Origin of the sequence: Streptomyces spinosus, from assembly GCF_020400655.1 — a bacterium.
GTDB classification, from domain to species: domain Bacteria; phylum Actinomycetota; class Actinomycetes; order Streptomycetales; family Streptomycetaceae; genus Streptomyces; species Streptomyces argyrophylli.
In genome coordinates this window covers 218,717-238,465 of the sequence record NZ_JAINRC010000014.1, presented here as the reverse complement: position 1 = coordinate 238,465, position 19,749 = coordinate 218,717, and the positions used below count along the sequence as shown (strand labels likewise).

The following is a 19,749-nucleotide window of genomic DNA, read 5'->3' as shown; positions in this document are numbered from 1 at the left end:
GTTCGAGTGAACGCCGGTCGCCCTACAGCGGCACGATGTCCGGCGCGCCCAGCCTCGCCGCGTCCGCGGTCAGGTCGTCCGGCTGGATCTGGGACTCCCGCTCGGCCTCCACCCGCTTCTCGTAGTGCTCGACCTCGCGGGCGATCTGGTCCTCGTCCCAGCCGAGAACGGGTGCCATCAGCTCGGCCGCCTCGCGGGCACTGCGGGTGCCGCGGTCGAAGGTCTCGATGGAGATGCGGGTGCGGCGGGTGAGGACGTCGTCCAGGTGCCGGGCGCCCTCGTGCGAGGCGGCGTACACCACCTCGGCGCGCAGGTAGTCGTCGGCGGCGTGCAGCGGTTCGCCGAGCGCGGGGTCGGCGGCGATGAGGTCCAGGACCTCCTCGGCCAGCGAGCCGTACCGGTTCAGCAGGTGCTCCACACGGACCACGTGCAGTCCGGTGCGCGCGGCGATCCGCGCTCGCGCGTTCCACAGCGCCTGGTAGCCCTCCGCGCCGAGCAGCGGGGTCTCCTCCGTGACGCAGTCGGCCACGCGCATGTCGAGCCCGTGCACGGCCTCGTCGACGGCGTCCTTGGCCATCACCCGGTACGTCGTGTACTTGCCGCCCGCCACGACCACCAGTCCCGGCACCGGGTGGGCGACCGTGTGCTCGCGAGAGAGCTTGCTGGTGGCGTCGGACTCGCCGGCCAGCAGCGGGCGCAGCCCCGCGTACACGCCCTGTACGTCGTCGCGGCCGAGCGGCACGGCCAGCACCGAGTTGACGTGCTCCAGCAGGTAGTCGATGTCGGCGCTGGACGCGGCCGGGTGGGCCTTGTCCAGGTCCCAGTCGGTGTCGGTGGTGCCGATGATCCAGTGCCGGCCCCAGGGGATGACGAACAGGACGGACTTCTCGGTGCGCAGGATCAGACCGGTGGTGGAGTGGACGCGGTCCTTGGGCACGACCAGGTGGATGCCCTTGGAGGCGCGGACGTGGAACCGGCCGCGCTCGCCCACCATGGCCTGCGTGTCGTCGGTCCACACACCGGTGGCGTTGACGACCTGCTGGGCGTGGATCTCGTACTCCCCGCCGCCCTCCACGTCCTGCACCCGGGCGCCGACCACCCGCTCCCCCTCGCGCAGGAACCCGGTCACGCGGGCGCGGTTGGCCACCTTCGCGCCGTAGGACGCGGCCGTGCGCACCAGGGCGGCGACGAAGCGGGCGTCGTCCACCTGGGCGTCGTAGTACTGCAGGGCGCCGACCAGGGCGTCCTTCTTGAGGCAGGGGGCCACGCGCAGGGCGTTGCGGCGGGTGAGGTGGCGGTGCACAGGCAGGCCGCGGCCGTGGCCGCGGGCCATGGACATCGCGTCGTACAGGGCGACGCCCGAGCCCGCGTACATCCGCTCCCAGCCCTTGTGCTGGAGCGGGTAGAGGAACGGGACCGGCTTGACCAGGTGCGGGGCGAGGCGCTCCAGCAGCAGACCGCGCTCCTTGAGGGCCTCGCGGACCAGGGCGAAGTCGAGCATCTCCAGGTAGCGCAGGCCCCCGTGTATCAGCTTGCTGGACCGGCTGGAGGTGCCGGACGCCCAGTCACGGGCCTCGACCAGGCCGGTGGACAGGCCGCGTGTGACGGCGTCCAGCGCGGTGCCCGCGCCCACCACTCCGCCGCCGACCACCAGCACGTCCAGCTCGCGCTCCGCCATCGCCGCCAGTGCCCCGGCGCGCTGCGCCGGCCCCAGAGTCGCTGTCCTCACCGCTGCCTCCCGCTGTCGCAGATCCGCTCGCGTCGGCCGCACCCGGTGGGCGAAGCCCGGTTCATCCCCTCCTCCTGCCCAAATTCTGACCGGGCTGCCCGACTTCAGCCACCACGGGATCCCGGCCTGTGGACAACTTGCGCACAACCCTTGGAAGACACACAAACACAATCACGCATAACGGTCATATATGTACCTAGTCTGACAGTGCACTCGCTCGTCTTCTCCACAGCGGTTGCGCACCTGTCCCGCTTCGGCTACTGGAAGGACGGCCCACGCCATGCCCGCAGACCTCGCCGTCATCGGACTCGGTCCCTACGGCCTGCCGCTCGCCCAGGCCGCCGTCGCCTCCGGTATCCCCACCGTCGGCTATGCCACCGGCCCCGAGGCCGGCTCGCTCAGCCCCGCGGAGCTGCGCCGGATGCACTCCGCCGGGTTCCGCCCCGTCACCGACCCCGCCCAGCTCGGCCGGGTGCGCACCGCGGTGATCTGCGCGCCCACCCCGCGCGGCGCCGACGGCGGGCTCGACCTCGGTCAGGTCGAGGCCGCCGCCCGCACCCTGGCCGCGCGGCTGCGCCCGCACACCACGGTCATCCTGGAGTCGCCCGTGCTCCCCGGCACCACGGAGGAGTTCCTGCGCCCGCTGCTGGAGGAGGGCTCGGGGCTGCGCGCCGGCCGCGACTTCCACCTCGCCTACTCCCCCAGCCGGGTCGACCCCGGCAGCCGGGACCACACCCCCGCGAGCACCCCCAAGGTCATCGGCGGCCTCACCCCCGCCTGCACCGAGTCGGCCGCCGCGTTCTACGGCCGGCTCACCGACAAGGTGGTGCGCGCGCGTGGGCTGCGGGAGGCGGAGACCGTGCAGCTGCTGGAGACCAACTACCGGCACGTCAACATCGCGCTCGTCAACGAGATGGCCGTCCTCTGCCACGAGCTGGGCGTCGACCTGTGGGACGTCATCCGGTGCGCGGAGACCAAGCCCTTCGGCTTCCAGGCGTTCCGGCCGGGTCCTGGCGTCGGCGGGCACGGGGTCCCGCTGGACCTGACCGGGCACGCGACCCGCACCCTGCGCATGGTCGAGCTGGCCCAGCAGGTCAACAACCGCATGCCCCGGTACGTCGTCCAGCGCGCGGCCACCCTCCTGAACGAACACGGCAAGTCCGCGCGCGGGGCCCGTGTGCTGCTCCTCGGCGTCACCTACAAGCCCGACCTCGCCGACCAGCAGGGCACCCCGGCCCAGGAGATCGCCGTACGGCTCATGGGGCTGGGCGCGGCCGTCAGCTACCACGACCCTTACGTGCCCGAGTGGAGCGTCCTGGACCGGCCCGTGCCGCGCGCGGACTCCCTGTACGAGGCGGCGGCCGACGCCGACCTCACGATCCTGCTCCAGCAGCACCGGACGTACGACCTCCAGGGCCTCTCGGTGAAGGCCCAGCTGCTGCTGGACACACGGGGGGCCACGCCCACGGGGGCGGCGCACCGGTTGTGAAGGCGGGCGCGTGGGGGTGCCGGGGCCGGGGATGGTGGCGTCCCGTGGGCGCCCCCGTCGGGTAACGCCCCCCTTCGGGCGCACTCGACCACGCCTGGGCATGCGGAAGGGCCGGTCGTCCGCTGGGGACGACCGGCCCTTCCGGCGTTGTGGCGACCGCTTCGGCGACTACCGCCGGTGCTGGCTGTCCGCCACCGTCACCTCGACCCGCTGGAACTCCTTCAGCTCGCTGTAGCCGGTGGTGGCCATGGCGCGGCGCAGGGCACCGAAGAAGTTCATCGAGCCGTCGGGGGTGTGGGACGGACCGGTGAGGATCTCCTCGACCGTGCCGACCGTGCCGAGGTCGACCTTCTTGCCGCGGGGCAGCTCCTCGTTGACCGCCTCCATGCCCCAGTGGTGGCCCTTGCCGGGCGCGTCCGTGCCCCGGGCCAGCGGGGAGCCCATCATCACGGCGTCGGCGCCGCAGGCGATGGCCTTGGGCAGGTCGCCGGACCAGCCGACACCGCCGTCCGCGATCACGTGCACGTACCGGCCGCCGGACTCGTCCATGTAGTCGCGGCGTGCCGCGGCCACGTCGGCGACGGCCGTGGCCATCGGGACCTGGATGCCGAGGACGTTGCGCGTGGTGTGCGCGGCGCCGCCGCCGAAGCCGACGAGGACGCCCGCGGCACCCGTGCGCATCAGGTGCAGGGCCGCCGTGTACGTGGCGCAGCCGCCGACGATCACCGGGACGTCCAGCTCGTAGATGAACTGCTTCAGGTTCAGCGGCTCGTGCGAGGACGACACGTGCTCCGCCGAGACCGTCGTACCCCGGATGACGAAGATGTCCACGCCGGCGTCCACGACCGCCTTGGAGAACTGCGCGGTGCGCTGCGGGGAGAGCGCTGCGGCGGTGACCACGCCGGAGTCGCGCACCTCCTTGATCCGGGCGCCGATCAGCTCCTCCTTGATCGGTGCCGCGTAGATCTCCTGGAGCCGGCGGGTCGCCTGCTCGGCGGGCAGCTCGGCGATCTCGTCCAGCAGCGGCTGCGGGTCCTCGTACCGCGTCCACAGCCCTTCCAGGTTGAGCACGCCGAGGCCGCCGAGCTCGCCGATGCGGATCGCGGTGGCCGGGGAGACCACGGAGTCCATGGGTGCGGCCAGGAACGGCAGCTCGAAGCGGTAGGCGTCGATCTGCCAGGCGATCGAGACCTCCTTCGGGTCCCGCGTACGGCGGCTGGGGACGACGGCGATGTCGTCGAAGGCGTACGCCCGGCGGCCGCGCTTGCCGCGCCCGATCTCGATCTCAGTCACGTTGGTGGCCTTTCCCTATGCGTTGCAGCGCCTTCCAGTATCGCCGACGGGTACGGCGACGGCGGCCCCGGATGCTCCGGGACCGCCGTGGCACGAGCCTCACGCGCGCGCGGGCGTCACTTCCCGCGCCGCTGCCGCCGCTACTTCCTGCCGCTGTAGTTCGGCGCCTCGACCGTCATCTGGATGTCGTGCGGGTGGCTCTCCTTCAGGCCCGCCGAGGTGATCCGCACGAACCGGCCGTTGGCCTGCAGATCGGGCACGGTCTTGCCGCCGACGTAGAACATCGACTGGCGCAGACCGCCGACCAGCTGGTGGACGACCGAGGAGAGCGGGCCGCGGTAGGGCACCTGGCCCTCGATGCCCTCGGGGATCAGCTGCTCGTCGGAGGCGACGCCCTCCTGGAAGTAACGGTCCTTGGAGAAGGACTTGCGGTCGCCGCGGGTCTGCATGGCACCGAGGGAGCCCATGCCGCGGTACGACTTGAACTGCTTGCCGTTGATGAACAGCAGCTCGCCCGGGGACTCCTCGCAGCCCGCGAGCAGCGAGCCCAGCATCACCGTGTCGGCGCCCGCGACCAGGGCCTTGGCGATGTCGCCGGAGTACTGCAGGCCACCGTCGCCGATGACCGGGACGCCGGCCTCCTTCGCGGCGAGCGCGGCCTCGTAGATCGCGGTGACCTGCGGGACGCCGACGCCGGCGACCACGCGGGTGGTGCAGATGGAGCCGGGGCCGACACCGACCTTGATGCCGTCGGCGCCCGCGTCGACCAGGGCCTGGGCGCCGTCACGGGTGGCGACGTTGCCGCCGATGACGTCGACGCCGGACGAGTTCGACTTGATCTTGGCGATCATGTCGCCGACCAGCCGGGAGTGGCCGTGCGCGGTGTCCACGACGATGAAGTCGACACCGGCCTCGATCAGGGCCTGGGCACGCTCGAAGGCGTCGCCGGCCACGCCGACCGCGGCGCCGACCAGCAGGCGGCCCTCGGCGTCCTTGGCCGCGTTCGGGTACTGCTCCGCCTTGACGAAGTCCTTGACGGTGATCAGGCCCTTGAGAACGCCCTCGTCGTCGACCAGCGGCAGCTTCTCGATCTTGTGCTTGCGCAGCAGCTCCATGGCCTCCGGGCCGGAGATGCCGACCTTGCCGGTGACCAGCGGCATCGGGGTCATGACCTCGTGCACGCGGCGGCTGCGGTCGCTCTCGAAGGCCATGTCACGGTTGGTGACGATGCCGAGGAGCTTCTTGTCGCCGTCGGTGACCGGGACGCCGCTGATGCGGAACTTGGCGCACAGCGCGTCGGCCTCGGCGAGCGTGGCGTCCGGGTGGATGGTGATGGGGTCGGTGACCATGCCGGACTCGGAGCGCTTCACCAGGTCGACCTGGTTGGCCTGGTCCTCGATGGAGAGGTTGCGGTGCAGGACGCCGACGCCGCCCTGGCGGGCCATCGCGATCGCCATGCGGGACTCGGTCACCTTGTCCATGGCGGCGGACAGCAGCGGGATGTTGACCCGCACGTTCTTGGAGACGTACGAGGCGGTGTCGATCTCGTCGGGTGCCATGTCCGACGGGCCCGGCAGCAGCAGCACGTCGTCGTAGGTCAGCCCGAGTGTCGCGAATTTACCGGGCACTCCGTCGACGTTGGCAGTCATGACACCTTCCCCAAATGGCCTTGATCGGTGCGGATGTCCATGCTAACGGGAAGCGTCGCTAGCAAATTCCACGGTACGGGGTCGCTTCGGGCTTCGTATGTTCGTACGGAAACGACGGCGTACGCGTTCAGCGCGGGAGCCACTTCGGGCTCCGCGCCGGGGGGTTCACTGTTCGGCGAGCGCCCTCAGGCGGCTCAGGGCCCGGTGCTGGGCCACGCGGACCGCGCCGGGTGACATTCCCAACATCTGCCCCGTCTCCTCCGCGGTCAAGCCCACGGCGATGCGCAGCAACAGGAGTTCGCGCTGGTTCTCGGGGAGGTTGGCCAGCAGTTTCTTGGCCCACTCGGCGTCGCTGCTGAGCAGCGCGCGCTCCTCGGGACCGAGGGAGTCGTCGGGCCGCTCGGGCATCTCGTCGGACGGCACCGCGGTCGATCCCGGGTGGCGCATCGCGGCCCGCTGGAGGTCGGCGACCTTGTGGGAGGCGATGGCGAAGACGAACGCCTCGAAGGGGCGGCCGGTGTCGCGGTAGCGGGGCAGGGCGAGGAGGACCGCCACACAGACCTCTTGGGCGAGGTCCTCCACGAAGTGGCGCGCGTCGCCGGGCAGCCGGGACAGGCGGGTGCGGCAGTAGCGCAGCGCCAGGGGGTGGACATGGGCGAGCAGATCGTGCGTGGCCTGCTCGTCCCCGTCGACGGCACGATGCACGAGCGCACCGATCGCCCCGTGGGCCGTGCCCGCCTCGTCGTCGCGCATCGGTCCATGGTGCCCTGCGGCCGTCCGGTCCGTCGCATCGTGCTCGTGGTTGTGCACCGAAGCGTTATGAGCAGGTGCGCCGGCACTCATTCCCTGCGCCCTCCCCTTCCGCTCGACCGACTCGTCCCCGAGAGACTCCACACCTCCAAGGATGCGGCATCCGCGCCGAAACGAGCAGCGCGCGTCCGGCGGGCCGCCGCGCACACGCCCCTCGGGGCGCTCGGCGGGGTGGTGCGCCGGGGCGCACACGCACCGGGTTCGGCCCTGCCGACGTGTACGGCGTCCGCCGCCTGTCCGTACGACGGTTCACCGCCGGCCGCTACGACGGTTCGCCCGTCGGCGCGGGACCCGGAAGGCCGGGACGGCGGGGGTGACCAGGGTGGACCGGGACGACCGGAATCACCCGGACGGCCCCGTCCACCGAACGGCACGGCGGCACGGCATGAGGGCCCGCCACGCCACCGCGGAACCTGCGTACCGGCAGGAGCCGAGTACCTGAGGTCAAGCCGGGCCGTTCGCACCGGGGCCGCGGGCACGGACGGCACCGGGATGCGCCCCGGCGCCGAGCGGCCCGCCCGGCTCCACGCTCGTCAGCGGACCAGTCCCCAGCGGAAGCCGAGGGCCACCGCGTGCGCCCGGTCCGAGGCGCCGAGCTTCTTGAACAGGCGCCGGGCGTGCGTCTTGACGGTGTCCTCGGAGAGGAACAGTTCGCGGCCGATCTCGGCGTTGGAACGGCCATGGCTCATGCCCTCCAGGACCTGGATCTCACGCGCGGTGAGCGTGGGCGCGGCGCCCATCTCCGCCGAGCGCAGCCGGCGCGGGGCGAGTCGCCACGTGGGGTCGGCCAGCGCCTGGGTCACCGTGGCGCGCAACTCCGCGCGCGAGGCGTCCTTGTGCAGGTATCCCCGGGCACCGGCGGCGACCGCGAGGGCCACTCCGTCGAGGTCCTCGGCGACGGTGAGCATGATGATGCGTGCGCCCGGGTCGGCGGACAGCAGCCGGCGCACGGTCTCGACGCCGCCCAGGCCGGGCATGCGCACGTCCATCAGGATGAGGTCGGAGCGGTCGGCGCCCCAGCGGCGGAGGACTTCCTCGCCGTTGGCCGCCGTCGTCACGCGCTCGACACCGGGCACGGTCGCGACCGCGCGGCGGAGCGCTTCTCGGGCAAGCGGGGAGTCGTCGCAGACGAGGACGGATGTCATGACCGCCCTCCGCAGCTGATGCGCGTCACCTTGAGCCTCCAGGCTGGTACGGAATCGTCACCTGTGCGGTCGACCGTCTCGGACGCCTGCCCGAGCGCTTGTTTTCTCAACCGCATCCGCACTCTCAACGACGGTCACTCGAAAGAGTTACGGGCCCGCGTGCCGTCTTCGGCACTCTATGTGAGGGCATCGACACGGTGCAGACATGCTCGACGGACCCACAACTTTTCATCACAACCTATGCCCCATTCGGCCCTTTTTCTTCCCGTTTCGCAGTGTCCGGGGCTAGATTCGCAATGAGTCATATTTTCATCTCCTTAGACCGGAGATGTACGGTCGTTGGCACCGTATCCGCCCAGAACGGCGACAAGGGGTCACGTAATGGCAGATTTCTCCCGCCTTCCCGGACCGAACGCGGACCTGTGGGACTGGCAGCTGCTGGCTGCCTGCCGCGGGGTGGACAGCTCGCTCTTCTTCCACCCGGAGGGCGAGCGCGGGGCGGCTCGGAGCGCTCGCGAGAACTCGGCCAAAGAGGTCTGCATGAGGTGCCCGGTCCGTGCGGAGTGCGCGGCACACGCCCTGGCGGTGCGCGAGCCGTACGGCGTCTGGGGCGGCCTGACCGAGGACGAGCGTGAGGAGTTGATGGGGCGGGCGCGCAACCGCCTGGTGGCGGCCTCCACCACCAGCGGGGACACCGCTTCGGATCACTGAAGGAACGTTTCTGCAACATCATCGGCGAAGCATCCGTTTCCTTACCGGGCACGCACGCGCGTGCCCGTGCCGCGTCCGGGCGGCCCCCGCGTCCTCGTGACCCCCCGCGGCTGCGTGCCACCCGGTTCCGCGACCCCCGTGCCTCCGCGCCCCCTGTTTCCTCGGTGACCTCCGCGCCGCCGGCCAGCCGCGTCCGGTTCCTCGGCGGCCCCCGCGCCGCCGGCTAGCCGCGTCCGGCCGCCCGCGCCGCGCGGGCCAGCTGCTCCAGCGTGGCCGACACCGCCGGCACCTGGGCCAGGTCGGGCAGGGTGAGGGCGACGATCTCCCGCCGTACCGCCGGTTCCAGCCGTACCGTGCGCACGCCTCGCGGCCGTACCGACTCCACGGCCAGCTGGGGCAGGACGGCGACACCGAGGCCGGCGCCGACCAGGCCGACCACGGCCGGGTAGTCGTCGGTGGCGAAGTCGATGCGCGGAGTGAATCCGGCCCCCTCGCACACCTCGACCAGCTGACCGCGGCAGCGCGGGCAGCCCGCGATCCAGGGCTCGTGGGCCAGCTCGCCGATGGCGACCGTCCCGGCGCGCGCGAGCCGGTGCCGTTCGGGCACCAGGGCGACCAGGCGGTCCGTGAGCAGGGGCCGCAGGACGAGGTCGTCCCAGTCCTCGGCGACCGCGGCCCCCTCGTAGCGGAAGGCCAGGGCCAGGTCGCAGTCGCCTTCGCGGAGCAGTTCCACGGACCTCGGCGGTTCGGCCTCCTCCAGCGAGACGCGCGTGCCGGGGTGGGCCGCGCGCAGGGCGGCCAGGGCGGTGGGGACCAGGGTGGAGCTGCCGCTGGGGAAGGAGACCAGCCGGACGCGGCCCGCGCGCAGGCCGGCGATGGCGGCGACCTCCTCCTCGGCCGCGGTGAGCCCGGCGAGGATGCCGGAGGCGTGCCGGACCAGGGCCTCGCCGGCCTGGGTGAGGCGCATCTCGCGCCCGGTGCGGACCAGCAGCGGGGTGCCGACCGAGGCTTCCAGGGCCTTCATCTGCTGGCTGACGGCGGGCTGGGTGCAGCCCAGCTGGCGTCCGGCCGCCGAGAAGGAACCGGTGGTGGCGACGGCGCGCAGGACGCGGAGATGACGGGCCTCGATCACCCGTCGAGCATAAGGCAGGCTTGGGCGGGGCTCCCGATAATGCGTCGACGCTTTGGGGCCGGATCGCTTACCGTGCCGGGATGAAGCTTCTCTCCGTCAATCTGGGCCGGCCCCGGCGGGTGCCCTACACGAACCAGCCGGACGGCCTGACCGGCATAGACAAGCAGCCGGCCGACGGCCCGGTACGGGTGGCGGCGCCCGGTCCCAAGGGCGTCGGCGCGAGCGGGCTCGCCGGGGACGCGGTGTGCGACACCCGCTACCACGGCGGTGACGACCAGGCGGTGTACGCGTACGCCCGGGAGGACCTCGACGCCTGGGAGCGCGAACTCGGCAGGCCGTTGGCCCACGGGTGCTTCGGCGAGAACCTGACGACGGACGGTCTGGACGTCTCCGGCGCGCTGATCGGGGAGCGCTGGCGGATCGGTCCCACCGTCGTGCTGGAGGTGACCTCCGGCCGCATTCCGTGCGCCACGTTCCAGGGCCATCTGGGCGAGCGCGGCTGGGTCAGGAGATTCACGCGGACGGGCGCAACGGGCGCCTACCTCCGGGTGATCGAGCCGGGGGAGATCCGGGCGGGCGATCCGGTCGAGATCGTGCACCGGCCGGACCACGGCGTGACGGCGGCGATGCAGTTCCGCGCGGTCACCACCGAGCGGGAGCTGCTGCCCCGGCTGCTCGCCGCGGGCACGGCGCTGCACACCGAGACGCTGGCCAAGGCCCGGAAGTACGTGGCCGAGCACGGAGAGCGGTAACCCGCCGGCGGCTCGGCGGGCACGGCACGCGGACCGCTGAGGCTGTCGGTCCGGGTCACTACGCTTGGGCCATGACAACGGCTCTGATTACGGGATCGACCGCGGGGATCGGTGCCGCGTTCGCGCGGCGGCTGGCGGCTGACGGCCACGACCTCGTCCTGGTCGCGCGGGACACCAAGCGGCTGCGCGAGCAGGCGACCGAACTGCACGACCGGCACGGCATCGAGGTGGAGGTGCTGACCGCCGACCTGGCGCAGGACAAGGGCATCGAGACGGTGGCCGACCGGCTCGGCGACCGGAAGAACCCGGTCGACCTGCTGGTCAACAACGCCGGCTTCGGCAACAAGGGCCGCTATCTGGACGTACCGATGGCGGACGAGCTGCGGATGCTCAAGGTGCACTGCGAGGCGGTGCTCCGGCTGACGTCGGCGGCGGCCGGGGCGATGCGCGAGCGCGGCCGGGGCGGGGTGGTGAACGTCGCCTCGGTGGCCGCGTTCGTCCCGCGCGGTACGTACGGCGCGTCCAAGGCGTGGGTCGTACAGTTCACCCAGGGCGCGGCCAAGGACCTGGCCGGCAGCGGGGTCCGGCTGATGGCGCTGTGCCCGGGATTCGTGCGCACCGAGTTCCACCAGCGGGCCGGGATGGGCACGGACAACATCCCGGGCTGGCTGTGGCTCGACGCCGACAAGCTGGTCGCGGCGGCGCTGTCCGACCTCGCGCGCGGCAAGACGGTGTCCATCCCCGACCCCCGGTACAAGGCCCTGATGGGCCTGGTGAAGGTGGCGCCGCGCGGGCTGATGGGCGGGATCAGCTCCCGCACGGGGCGCAGGTACGGGCCGCGGTAGCGCGGGTGGCGCCGCCGTCCCGGTGGGAAAATGGGCGGGACGGTACCGGACCAGGGGGGCCGGAGGCGGCGCATGACCTTCGTACAGCTCATCGAGTGCAGGACGAGCCGGCTGGACGAGATGAACCGGCTGATGGACGACTGGGTCCAGCGGACCAAGGGGAAGCGGACGGCGACGCACGCGGTGGTCGGCACGGACCGGTCGGACGCGTCGCACGTCGTCGAAGTGCTGGAGTTCCCGTCGTACGAGGACGCGATGCGCAACTCGAACCTCCCGGAGACGGACCGGGTCTTCCGGGGGCTGGTGGCGCTGTGCGACGAGATGCCGACGTTCACCGACCTGGACGTCGTGCGGGACGAGAGCCTGCCCGAGGGCATGGTGCGCGGGTTCTTCGAGGCGCTGTGCGCCGAGGGGGAACTGCCGCCGTTCAACGACCTGCTGGACGAGGACGTCCACAGCCACGACCCGATGAACCCGCAGGACACCATCGGGCTGGACAGCGTCCGCGCCGAGTTCCGGATGTGGCGCGGCGCCTTCGACTTCGCGTTCACGGTGGAGGACGTGCTCAGCCAGGGCGACCGGTCCTGCGCGCGGTGGACCTGGTACGCCGCTCACCAGGGCGATTTCCTGGGCATCGCGCCCACCGGCAACCAGGTCACCATGACCGGGATGACGCTGTTCCGGTTCGGCGACAACGGCAAGATCGCCGAGCTGTGGTGGCAGCACGATCAGCTGGGACTGATGCAGCAGCTGGGGGCGCTCGACGCGATGGAGCAGTAGACCTCCGTAGGCCGGCGGCTCCCGCTCCTGGGAGCGCCGGGGCCACCGGCGGCGGGCAAGGACCCGCCGGCCCCTTGCCTCGGAGCGCGGATCATGGAATCTTTCGGTTCCGGCCCCCGCTTCGGTGTGGGGGCGAGCACCGATCTCCCTGCACGGCGTGTAAGGGGGTCTTCGTTCCACAGGAGGCCCTTGTGCACAGCAGTGACGCGGTCGGCACGCCCCTCAACTGGGATCTCTACCGCACGGCGGTGGTCGGCATCCGTTTCGGGGACCGCACCCTTCGCATCGAACCGCGTCCCTCGGGGACGGTGGAGGGCTGCTTCCCGGCACCGGCCCGTGGCGCCACCGTCCATGTGATCACCGCCTGGAATCCTCTCGGCCGGACCGCGCCGGCCGGCGCCAACGCCCGCGCCCAGCGCCTGCTGCTCGACGACGTCCGGCGACGCGGGCTCACCTGGTGGCCTGTGGAGGGAGGCGACGTACGCGGCTCGCACCGCGAGGAGAGTGTCGCCGTCGTCGGCCTGAGCGACACCGCGGCGCGTGACCTCGGCCGCCGCTTCGGCCAGGACGCGGTCTTCGCCTGGACTGCCCGCGACTGGCGCGTCCTGGCCTGCGCCACCGGTGCCGTGGCGGCCGGCGGATGGGCGGTCCGCCGGGAGAACCTTGTTCGGCCGAGTCGGGCTGTCTACGCTGATCCCTTCCGGTCTGCCGAGGCCGAGGGAGGACCGGGAGGACGGGAGGTCCGGGGGGATTGGCTGTCATGAAGGTCGGCGGGGGGCTCCTCGGCAAGAAGATCGTGAAGACCTATCCGCAGCGTGACGGCGTACAGCTGGTCCGGTTGGCTGCGGTCGCGTCGTTCACCTGCGCGCGGTGCGGTCAGACGAAGACCGCGAAACTCGTCGCCGTACACGGTGACGACCGGTACTGCAACGGCTGCTACGGGCGCATGGAGGCGTCGGCCTCCGCGAGCGACCAGCCGTCGCCGGGAGACACCGGCCGGCCGCCGGCCCCGCGGACGGAGGACCTCGCCGAGGTCGTCGTCGGGGAACTCGACAGCGGCTCGCCCCACTCGGTGGTCAACGCCGGTCTCACAGTCGACTGGAAGTTCCACGTGCGTGCCGAGCACCTCCTGCACGGCACGTGCCCCGTACCGGCCGAGATGGCCGACCGGGCCGCTCCCCAGGAACCGCTCGACCTCACGTTCCTGCGCGGGCGCCACCGCATCAGGGTCCTGGACGAGCAGAAGGGTGTCCGGCTCGACCTGAAGGGTGACGAGCCGATCCTGACCGGGCTGGCGTGGCAGCCCTTCGTCCTCCCCGGAACCCGGGTGTCGGTGCGGTGGGACACGTGGAGGAAGCTGCGCCTGGCCTACACCCCGCTGGACGAACCCGTCGTCTTCGGCGGGACCGTGGTCCGCTACGCCTTCGACCCGAGGATCATGACCCGTGAACTCGCGGCGTTCGACGCCCGCGTGGACCGGGTGGAGGAACTGGTCCTGATCGCGCTGCGCGAACTCGGCTACCTGGACGAGAAGGGCCGGGCACTGCTTCCGCGGGAGGCGCTGGTCCGGAACACCGTCGAACGCGCCCAGGGTGAGCGACCGGCCGTGCAGAAGATCCGCGGCGCGATCGAGCGACTCCTCTCCCGGGGGATCCTCACGTGGGAGCAGGGCAGCGTCGACCGGGCGGCCAGGCTGCACTATCCCGCGCGGCGCGGCGAGACACCGGTTCCGCTGCTGTGCTACGCCCCGACGCTGCGGGTGGCGGAACGTGAGGACCTCCGCGACGACGCGAGCGCGGCCTACAGCGTGAGCGCCCACCGCGTGGCCGGTCACCTGATGCGCATCGGCCACCTCGGCAAGGAGGCCAGTCCCGAGGCGAAGGCCGCCTACCGGGAAGATCACGCGAGGGCCGGTCTGGCCGGGCCGCACGAGCTGCCCCGCGGCTTCACCTACGTACGCGAGCACGAGCGGGGCCTGTAGACGAGGGTGCGTGGGGCAACGGGGGCGGCGCCGGCCCCGGCCCCGGCCCGCCCGTCCGGTCGCCGCAACGCCAGGTGCCCGGCACCCCCGAGGGGGCACCGGGCACCTGACTCAGCTCGGCGCCGGGCTCAGTGGGCGTGGCCGTGGCTGTGGCCGTGGCCCGCGGCCTCCGGCTCCTCTTCCTTCTTCTCGACGACCAGGGTCTCGGTCGTGAGCAGCAGGGAGGCGATGGAGGCGGCGTTCTCCAGGGCGGAGCGGGTGACCTTGACCGGGTCGATGACGCCGGCCTTGATCAGGTCGCCGTACTCGCCGGTGGCGGCGTTGTAACCCTGCCCCTTGTCCAGGTCCTTGACCTTGGACACGATGACGTAGCCCTCCTGGCCGGCGTTCTCGCCGATCCAGCGCAGCGGCTCGACCACGGCGTTGCGGACGACGGCGACACCGGTGGCCTCGTCGCCGGCCTTGTCGAGGTTGCCGTCGAGCACCTTGGAGGCGTGGACCAGGGCGGAGCCACCACCGGAGACGATGCCCTCCTCGACCGCGGCGCGGGTCGCGGAGATGGCGTCCTCCAGACGGTGCTTCTTCTCCTTCAGCTCCACCTCGGTGGCGGCGCCGACCTTGATCACGCACACGCCGCCGGCCAGCTTCGCGAGACGCTCCTGGAGCTTCTCGCGGTCCCAGTCGGAGTCGGTGGTCTCGATCTCGGCCTTGATCTGGGCGACGCGGCCCTGCACGTCCTCGGACTTGCCGGCGCCGTCGACGATCGTGGTGTCGTCCTTGGTGACGGTGACGCGGCGGGCGGAGCCGAGCACGTCGGTGCCGACCTGGTCGAGCTTGAGGCCGACCTCCTCGGAGATGACGGTGGCGCCGGTGAGGACGGCCATGTCCTGGAGCATCGCCTTGCGGCGGTCGCCGAAGCCGGGGGCCTTCACCGCGACGGCGTTGAAGGTGCCGCGGATCTTGTTGACGACCAGGGTCGACAGGGCCTCGCCCTCGACGTCCTCGGCGATGATCAGCAGCGGCTTGGAGGAGCCGGCCTGGATGACCTTCTCCAGCAGCGGCAGCAGGTCGGCGATGGCGGAGATCTTGCCCTGGTTGATGAGGATGTAGGGGTCCTCCAGGACGGCCTCCATGCGCTCCTGGTCCGTCACGAAGTACGGCGACAGGTAGCCCTTGTCGAAGGCCATGCCCTCGGTGAAGTCCAGCTCCAGACCGAAGGTGTTGGACTCCTCGACGGTGATGACACCGTCCTTGCCGACCTTGTCCATGGCCTCGGCGATCAGCTCGCCGACCTGCTGGTCCTGGGCGGACAGCGCGGCGACGGCGGCGATGTCGGACTTCTCGTCGATCGGGCGGGCCGAGGCGAGCAGGTCCTCCGAGACGGCCTTGACGGCGGCGTCGATGCCCTTCTTCAGGGCGGCCGGGGAAGCACCGGCGGCGACGTTCTTCAGGCCCTCGCGCACCAGCGCCTGGGCGAGGACGGTGGCGGTGGTGGTGCCGTCACCAGCGATGTCGTTGGTCTTGGTCGCCACCTCCTTCACCAGCTGCGCGCCGAGGTTCTCGTACGGGTCCTCGATCTCGACCTCGCGGGCGATCGTGACACCGTCGTTGGTGATGGTGGGGGCGCCGAACTTCTTGTCGATGACGACGTTGCGGCCCTTGGGGCCGATCGTCACCTTGACGGTGTCGGCAAGCTTGTTGACGCCGCGCTCAAGGGCGCGACGGGCGTCCTCGTCGAACTTCAGGATCTTCGCCATGGCAGCGGGAGCCCTCTCGGAAATCTGTGGGTGAAAACGCCGCGCCCCGGGCGCCCGGCTTCATATCGATCGCGGGGGGCCAGGGGCGCGGCTTCAAGCAGAGAGTCGCTTGAGGTGATTACTTCTCGATGATCGCGAGGACGTCGCGAGCCGAGAGGACGAGGTACTCGTCGCCGTTGTACTTCACCTCGGTGCCGCCGTACTTGCTGTAGAGGACGACGTCGCCGACCTTGACGTCGAGCGGCAGACGCTCGCCGTTCTCGAACCGGCCCGGGCCCACGGCGAGGACGGCGCCCTCCTGGGGCTTCTCCTTCGCGGTGTCCGGGATGACCAGGCCAGAGGCCGTGGTCTGCTCGGCGTCCAGCGGCTGGACCACGATGCGGTCCTCGAGCGGCTTGATGGCAACCTTGGAGCTGGCGGTCGTCACGATCCGACCTCCCCCTTCGGAGATCTCACGGGGTTAACTGTCTGAGGTGGCGACCAGGTCGATCCGTCGTCGCGGGTGCCGGACCTGCCCGTCGCGTTTGTCTGGCACTCTCCAGGGGGGAGTGCCAGAGCCGAGACTATGACCGCGATTAGCACTCGGTCAAGCGGAGTGCCAATTGCCCGCGGCGCGTCGCCCGGATTCGCGACACGAGGGCCGCCGTCCCGGGGGCCTTCGCCGCCCCCGGGCCCGCCGCCGTACGGGCCGCACGTCACACGTAGTCCTCCAGCGATCCCGCCGTCAGCCCTCTGCGCTGGGCCTCCGTCAGCACTCGCACCGTCCGCTCCCACAGCGCCGGCCCCCTCGACTCGTCGGGGCCCACCAGGACGATGTCGCCGGGGCGGAGATGATGGGCGCCGCGCGTGTAGGTGAGGCCGCCCGGGGTCAGGGCGGCGCGCCACAGGACGAGCGCGGAGATGCCGCAGTCGGCCGCCGCGCGCAGGGTGGTGCGGTCGTAGGAGCCGTAGGGCGGGCGCAAGAGCCGGGGGCGGACGCCGAGGGCGGCGCGGAGGCGGTCCTGCCGGCCGCAGATCTCGGCGCGCTGGCCGGCGTACGGCAGGCCGGCCAGGGCCCGGTGGTCGACGGTGTGGTTGCCGATGCCGGCGCCCAGGGCGCGCAGACGGGCGAAGTGCGGGTAGCCGGGGGCGGCGACGCTGTCGGTGAGGAACAGGGTGACCGGGAGCCTCAGTTCGCGGACCATGTCGACGAAGCGGGGGTCCCGCTCGGCGCCGTCGTCGTAGGTGAGGAAGACGACCGGGTCGCGGGTGGGGACGCGGTCGACCACGGGGAGCGGGGCGCCGGCCCCGGGGCGCTCGGCGAGCGGGCGGGCCGGGTGCGCCGGGGGGCGGGCGAGGGGCCGGGTCAGGCCCCAGGCGCGGTAGCGGTGGTCGGGGGCGGTGGCGTGCGGGCGTACCCCTTCGGCGGCCTTCTTGCCGAGGCGTTCGATGGGGTCGACGGACTGGGCGCAGCCCGTCAGGAGCAGGGCCGCGGCGAGGACCGCGGCCGGGCCCCGAGCGCGCCTCACAGGTAGTCCTCCAGGCGGGCCACGGCGTAGCCCTCGCGCGTGACCTTGTTCAGGAAGCGGCGCATGTCGTCCACCATCGTGCCGTCCCAGTCGTCCCGCCCGCGGAAGTGGGTGAGGACGATGTCGCCGCGGCGCAGCCGCCTGTCGTCCTCGCGGTACTCCCAGTGGTCGACGAAGACCTCCTCGTTCCAGATCGGCGCGTACTTGATGCCGCATTCCTTCGCGGCGACCAGGGTGTCCTGGTTGTAGTTGCCGTAGGGGGGACGGAAGACGGTGGGGGCCTTGCCGAACTGCTTCTTCATGACGGCCTGCATGCCGCAGATCTCGTCCTTCTGCTCCTCGTAGGACAGGCCCGGCAGGTAGGGGTGGTGCAGGGTGTGGTTGTTGAGGGTGTTGCCGTAGGACCGCATCTTCCGGAAGTAGGCGTAGTCGTCCTTGATGAGGTAGTCGCTGAGGAACGCGGTGTACGGGACCTTGAGCTCGCGCATCATGGCGAGGAAGCGCGGGTCCTTCTCGGCGCCGTCGTCGATCGTCAGGAACACGACCTTGTCCCGGGTGGGGACCGTGGTGAAGACGGGGGGCAGGTTCCAGTCCTCCTGGTGGTCCACCTCGAACCCCTCGCGGGCGGTGATCCTCGGCTTGGCCGCGGGGGCCGGCGGGGGCGTGAGCGGGACCTGGTCCAGCCCCCAGCGCCGGGCGGCGGCGACCAGCCGGGCGTGTTCGGCGGCCCGGCGCGCCGCCGGGTCCTGGGGCCGGGCGGGGCCGCCCTGGCCGGACGCGGGGCGCACGGACTCGGGCTCGGCGCAGCCGGAGAGCAGGGTGGCGGCGGCCAGCGTGACGGCTCCGCCGCCGAGGGCCAGCCACCGGAAACGAGTCCGACTTTTGTCATTTTGTACTACTGCTCGCATGGTGCCGGATCCTCCCAGGCCCCGGCCCGCGACCCCGGGCGACACCGCCGCCGGAGGCGCACCATCCACCGAGTGGCCCACAATGACCCGGTGAACGACCTCGCCCTGCTCCTCACCCCCGAAGGCCGCGCCCTCCTCGACGAGGTGCGCGACACCGAGCCGGCGCGGGAGCTGGCCGTGGCCACCCGGCTGCGCCGCGAGCACCCGGCCGAGCTGGTGTCGGCGGCGCTCGGCCAGGCCCGGCTGCGGCAGCGGGCGGTGGTGAAGTTCGGGCCCGAGGACGCCGGGCGCATGTTCTTCACGCCCAACGGGGTCGAGCAGTCGACGCGGGCCTCCGTGGCGGCGTACCGGGCCGGGCGGCTGAAGGAACTGGGCGTGGCCTCCGTCGCCGACCTGTGCTGCGGGATCGGCGGGGACGCCATCGCGCTGGCGCGGGCCGGGATCCGGGTGCTGGCCGTGGACCGGGACCCGCTGACGGCGGCCGTGGCGCGGGCGAACGCCGAGGCGCTGGGACTGGCCGGCCTGATCGAGGTGCGCGAGGCCGACGTGACGGAGGTGGACACGGCCGGGTACGACGCGGTGTTCGTCGACCCGGCGCGCCGGAGCGGACGCGGTCGCCTGTTCGACCCGGAGGCGTACTCGCCGCCGCTCTCCTGGGCGGTGGGTACGGCGCTCAAGGCACCCCGCGCCGCACTGAAGATCGCCCCGGGCATCCCGCACGAGGTGGTCCCGGCCGAGGCCGAGGCCGAGTGGATCTCCGACGGCGGCGACGTGAAGGAGGCGGTGCTGTGGTTCGGGACCGGGGCGCCGGGCGCGGTGCGGGCCACGCTGCTGCCGGGCCCGCGCACGCTGCCCGGCCGCGGGCTGCCCGACCCCGGGGTCCGTCCGGTGGGGCGGTACCTGTACGAGCCGGACGGCGCCGTGATCCGCGCCCACCTGGTCGCGGAGGTGGCCGAGGAGGTCGGCGGGGGGCTCCTGGACCCGACCATCGCGTACGTCACCGCCGACGAGGCCCGGCCCACGCCGTACGCCACCGGTTACGAGATCACCGACCGGCTCCCGTTCAACGTCAAGAAGCTCAAAGCCCTGCTGCGGGAGCGCGAGGTCGGCACGCTGACCGTGAAGAAGCGCGGCTCGGCGGTCGAGCCGGAGGAGCTGCGCCGCAAGGTGCGACCGCAGGGGCCGAACGCGGCCACCGTCTTCCTCACCCGTGTCGCCGGGGCGCCGACCATGCTCATCGGCCACCCGCTCGGCTGACGC

Annotated in this window: 18 protein-coding genes; 8 read left to right on the top strand and 10 right to left on the bottom strand. The window is 72.0% G+C overall.

The window, feature by feature from the left end; all coding sequences use genetic code 11:
- Nucleotides 1–22 precede the first annotated feature (22 nt).
- Nucleotides 23–1,729 (bottom strand): glycerol-3-phosphate dehydrogenase/oxidase, encoded by a 1,707-nt coding sequence (locus tag LG395_RS27000; protein ID WP_225811513.1) that lies wholly within the window; start codon nt 1,727–1,729, stop codon nt 23–25.
- A gap of 280 nt (nt 1,730–2,009) precedes the next feature.
- Here LG395_RS27000 and LG395_RS26995 point away from each other — a divergent pair, with 280 nt between their 5' ends.
- On the top strand, nt 2,010–3,218 hold the full coding sequence (locus LG395_RS26995; RefSeq protein WP_171153609.1) for a nucleotide sugar dehydrogenase: 1,209 nt from the start codon (nt 2,010–2,012) through the stop codon (nt 3,216–3,218).
- A gap of 168 nt (nt 3,219–3,386) precedes the next feature.
- On the opposite strand, the gene LG395_RS26990 is transcribed toward LG395_RS26995, so the two are convergent.
- The 4 genes from LG395_RS26990 to LG395_RS26975 all read right to left on the bottom strand — a co-directional run bounded on the left by LG395_RS26990 (nt 3,387) and on the right by LG395_RS26975 (nt 8,115).
- Complete coding sequence (locus LG395_RS26990; protein ID WP_014674429.1) at nt 3,387–4,511, bottom strand: GuaB3 family IMP dehydrogenase-related protein; 1,125 nt, start codon at nt 4,509–4,511, stop codon at nt 3,387–3,389.
- 140 nt (nt 4,512–4,651) lie between these two features.
- Nucleotides 4,652–6,160, bottom strand: a complete 1,509-nt coding sequence (gene guaB / locus LG395_RS26985) for an IMP dehydrogenase (protein WP_171153611.1) — start codon at nt 6,158–6,160, stop codon at nt 4,652–4,654.
- Nucleotides 6,161–6,325: 165 nt separating this feature from the next.
- The gene (locus LG395_RS26980; RefSeq protein ID WP_030641278.1) at nt 6,326–6,913 is read right to left on the bottom strand and encodes a sigma-70 family RNA polymerase sigma factor; all 588 of its coding nucleotides are present in this window, start codon (nt 6,911–6,913) and stop codon (nt 6,326–6,328) included.
- A gap of 590 nt (nt 6,914–7,503) precedes the next feature.
- On the bottom strand, nt 7,504–8,115 hold the full coding sequence (locus tag LG395_RS26975; RefSeq protein ID WP_003948568.1) for a response regulator transcription factor: 612 nt from the start codon (nt 8,113–8,115) through the stop codon (nt 7,504–7,506).
- 381 nt (nt 8,116–8,496) lie between these two features.
- Between LG395_RS26975 and LG395_RS26970 the strand changes: the two genes are divergently transcribed.
- The gene (locus LG395_RS26970) at nt 8,497–8,826 is read left to right on the top strand and encodes a WhiB family transcriptional regulator (protein WP_030641276.1); all 330 of its coding nucleotides are present in this window, start codon (nt 8,497–8,499) and stop codon (nt 8,824–8,826) included.
- A gap of 223 nt (nt 8,827–9,049) precedes the next feature.
- Here LG395_RS26970 and LG395_RS26965 read toward each other — a convergent pair whose 3' ends face one another.
- Entirely contained in the window at nt 9,050–9,958 is a 909-nt protein-coding gene (locus LG395_RS26965; RefSeq protein WP_171153612.1) for a LysR family transcriptional regulator, read from the bottom strand.
- Nucleotides 9,959–10,038: 80 nt separating this feature from the next.
- Between LG395_RS26965 and LG395_RS26960 the strand changes: the two genes are divergently transcribed.
- The 5 genes from LG395_RS26960 (at nt 10,039) to LG395_RS26940 (ending at nt 14,316) form a co-directional block, all read left to right on the top strand.
- Nucleotides 10,039–10,710 carry an MOSC domain-containing protein gene (locus LG395_RS26960; protein ID WP_171153614.1) on the top strand — a complete coding sequence of 224 codons (672 nt, stop codon included), beginning with the start codon at nt 10,039–10,041 and terminating at the stop codon, nt 10,708–10,710.
- A gap of 71 nt (nt 10,711–10,781) precedes the next feature.
- Complete coding sequence (locus tag LG395_RS26955) at nt 10,782–11,555, top strand: SDR family NAD(P)-dependent oxidoreductase (protein ID WP_171153616.1); 774 nt, start codon at nt 10,782–10,784, stop codon at nt 11,553–11,555.
- Nucleotides 11,556–11,627: 72 nt separating this feature from the next.
- The gene (locus tag LG395_RS26950) at nt 11,628–12,335 is read left to right on the top strand and encodes an ester cyclase (protein ID WP_171153617.1); all 708 of its coding nucleotides are present in this window, start codon (nt 11,628–11,630) and stop codon (nt 12,333–12,335) included.
- A 191-nt stretch (nt 12,336–12,526) separates the two neighbouring features.
- Nucleotides 12,527–13,099, top strand: a complete 573-nt coding sequence (locus LG395_RS26945; RefSeq protein ID WP_225811512.1) for a DUF3293 domain-containing protein — start codon at nt 12,527–12,529, stop codon at nt 13,097–13,099.
- The gene (locus tag LG395_RS26940; RefSeq protein ID WP_225811511.1) at nt 13,096–14,316 is read left to right on the top strand and encodes an LIM domain-containing protein; all 1,221 of its coding nucleotides are present in this window, start codon (nt 13,096–13,098) and stop codon (nt 14,314–14,316) included. The genes LG395_RS26945 and LG395_RS26940 overlap by 4 nt, the downstream gene beginning before the upstream one ends.
- A 128-nt stretch (nt 14,317–14,444) precedes the next feature.
- On the opposite strand, the gene groL is transcribed toward LG395_RS26940, so the two are convergent.
- From groL to LG395_RS26920, 4 genes are all read right to left on the bottom strand, one after another.
- Nucleotides 14,445–16,073, bottom strand: a complete 1,629-nt coding sequence (groL, locus tag LG395_RS26935) for a chaperonin GroEL (RefSeq protein WP_171153623.1) — start codon at nt 16,071–16,073, stop codon at nt 14,445–14,447.
- Between the two features lie 118 nt (nt 16,074–16,191).
- Nucleotides 16,192–16,500 (bottom strand): co-chaperone GroES, encoded by a 309-nt coding sequence (gene groES / locus LG395_RS26930; protein ID WP_004955293.1) that lies wholly within the window; start codon nt 16,498–16,500, stop codon nt 16,192–16,194.
- Nucleotides 16,501–16,768: 268 nt separating this feature from the next.
- Nucleotides 16,769–17,581 carry a polysaccharide deacetylase family protein gene (locus LG395_RS26925; RefSeq protein ID WP_225811510.1) on the bottom strand — a complete coding sequence of 271 codons (813 nt, stop codon included), beginning with the start codon at nt 17,579–17,581 and terminating at the stop codon, nt 16,769–16,771.
- On the bottom strand, nt 17,578–18,489 hold the full coding sequence (locus LG395_RS26920; RefSeq protein WP_225811509.1) for a polysaccharide deacetylase family protein: 912 nt from the start codon (nt 18,487–18,489) through the stop codon (nt 17,578–17,580). Before LG395_RS26920 ends, LG395_RS26925 begins: the two co-directional genes overlap by 4 nt.
- Before the next feature lie 90 nt (nt 18,490–18,579).
- Between LG395_RS26920 and LG395_RS26915 the strand changes: the two genes are divergently transcribed.
- On the top strand, nt 18,580–19,746 hold the full coding sequence (locus tag LG395_RS26915) for a THUMP-like domain-containing protein (RefSeq protein WP_225811508.1): 1,167 nt from the start codon (nt 18,580–18,582) through the stop codon (nt 19,744–19,746).
- The last annotated feature ends 3 nt before the right edge of the window (nt 19,747–19,749 follow it).

What these genes read in the sequence shown, in the direction of transcription:
- LG395_RS26995 (WP_171153609.1), top strand. Translation starts at nt 2,010, where the DNA reads ATGCCCGCAGACCTCGCCGTCATCGGACTCGGTCCCTACGGCCTGCCG.
- guaB (WP_171153611.1), bottom strand. Translation starts at nt 6,160, where the DNA reads ATGACTGCCAACGTCGACGGAGTGCCCGGTAAATTCGCGACACTCGGG.
- LG395_RS26980 (WP_030641278.1), bottom strand. Translation starts at nt 6,913, where the DNA reads ATGCGCGACGACGAGGCGGGCACGGCCCACGGGGCGATCGGTGCGCTC.
- LG395_RS26975 (WP_003948568.1), bottom strand. Translation starts at nt 8,115, where the DNA reads ATGACATCCGTCCTCGTCTGCGACGACTCCCCGCTTGCCCGAGAAGCG.
- LG395_RS26970 (WP_030641276.1), top strand. Translation starts at nt 8,497, where the DNA reads ATGGCAGATTTCTCCCGCCTTCCCGGACCGAACGCGGACCTGTGGGAC.
- LG395_RS26960 (WP_171153614.1), top strand. Translation starts at nt 10,039, where the DNA reads ATGAAGCTTCTCTCCGTCAATCTGGGCCGGCCCCGGCGGGTGCCCTAC.
- LG395_RS26955 (WP_171153616.1), top strand. Translation starts at nt 10,782, where the DNA reads ATGACAACGGCTCTGATTACGGGATCGACCGCGGGGATCGGTGCCGCG.
- LG395_RS26950 (WP_171153617.1), top strand. Translation starts at nt 11,628, where the DNA reads ATGACCTTCGTACAGCTCATCGAGTGCAGGACGAGCCGGCTGGACGAG.
- LG395_RS26940 (WP_225811511.1), top strand. Translation starts at nt 13,096, where the DNA reads ATGAAGGTCGGCGGGGGGCTCCTCGGCAAGAAGATCGTGAAGACCTAT.
- groL (WP_171153623.1), bottom strand. Translation starts at nt 16,073, where the DNA reads ATGGCGAAGATCCTGAAGTTCGACGAGGACGCCCGTCGCGCCCTTGAG.
- LG395_RS26920 (WP_225811509.1), bottom strand. Translation starts at nt 18,489, where the DNA reads ATGCGAGCAGTAGTACAAAATGACAAAAGTCGGACTCGTTTCCGGTGG.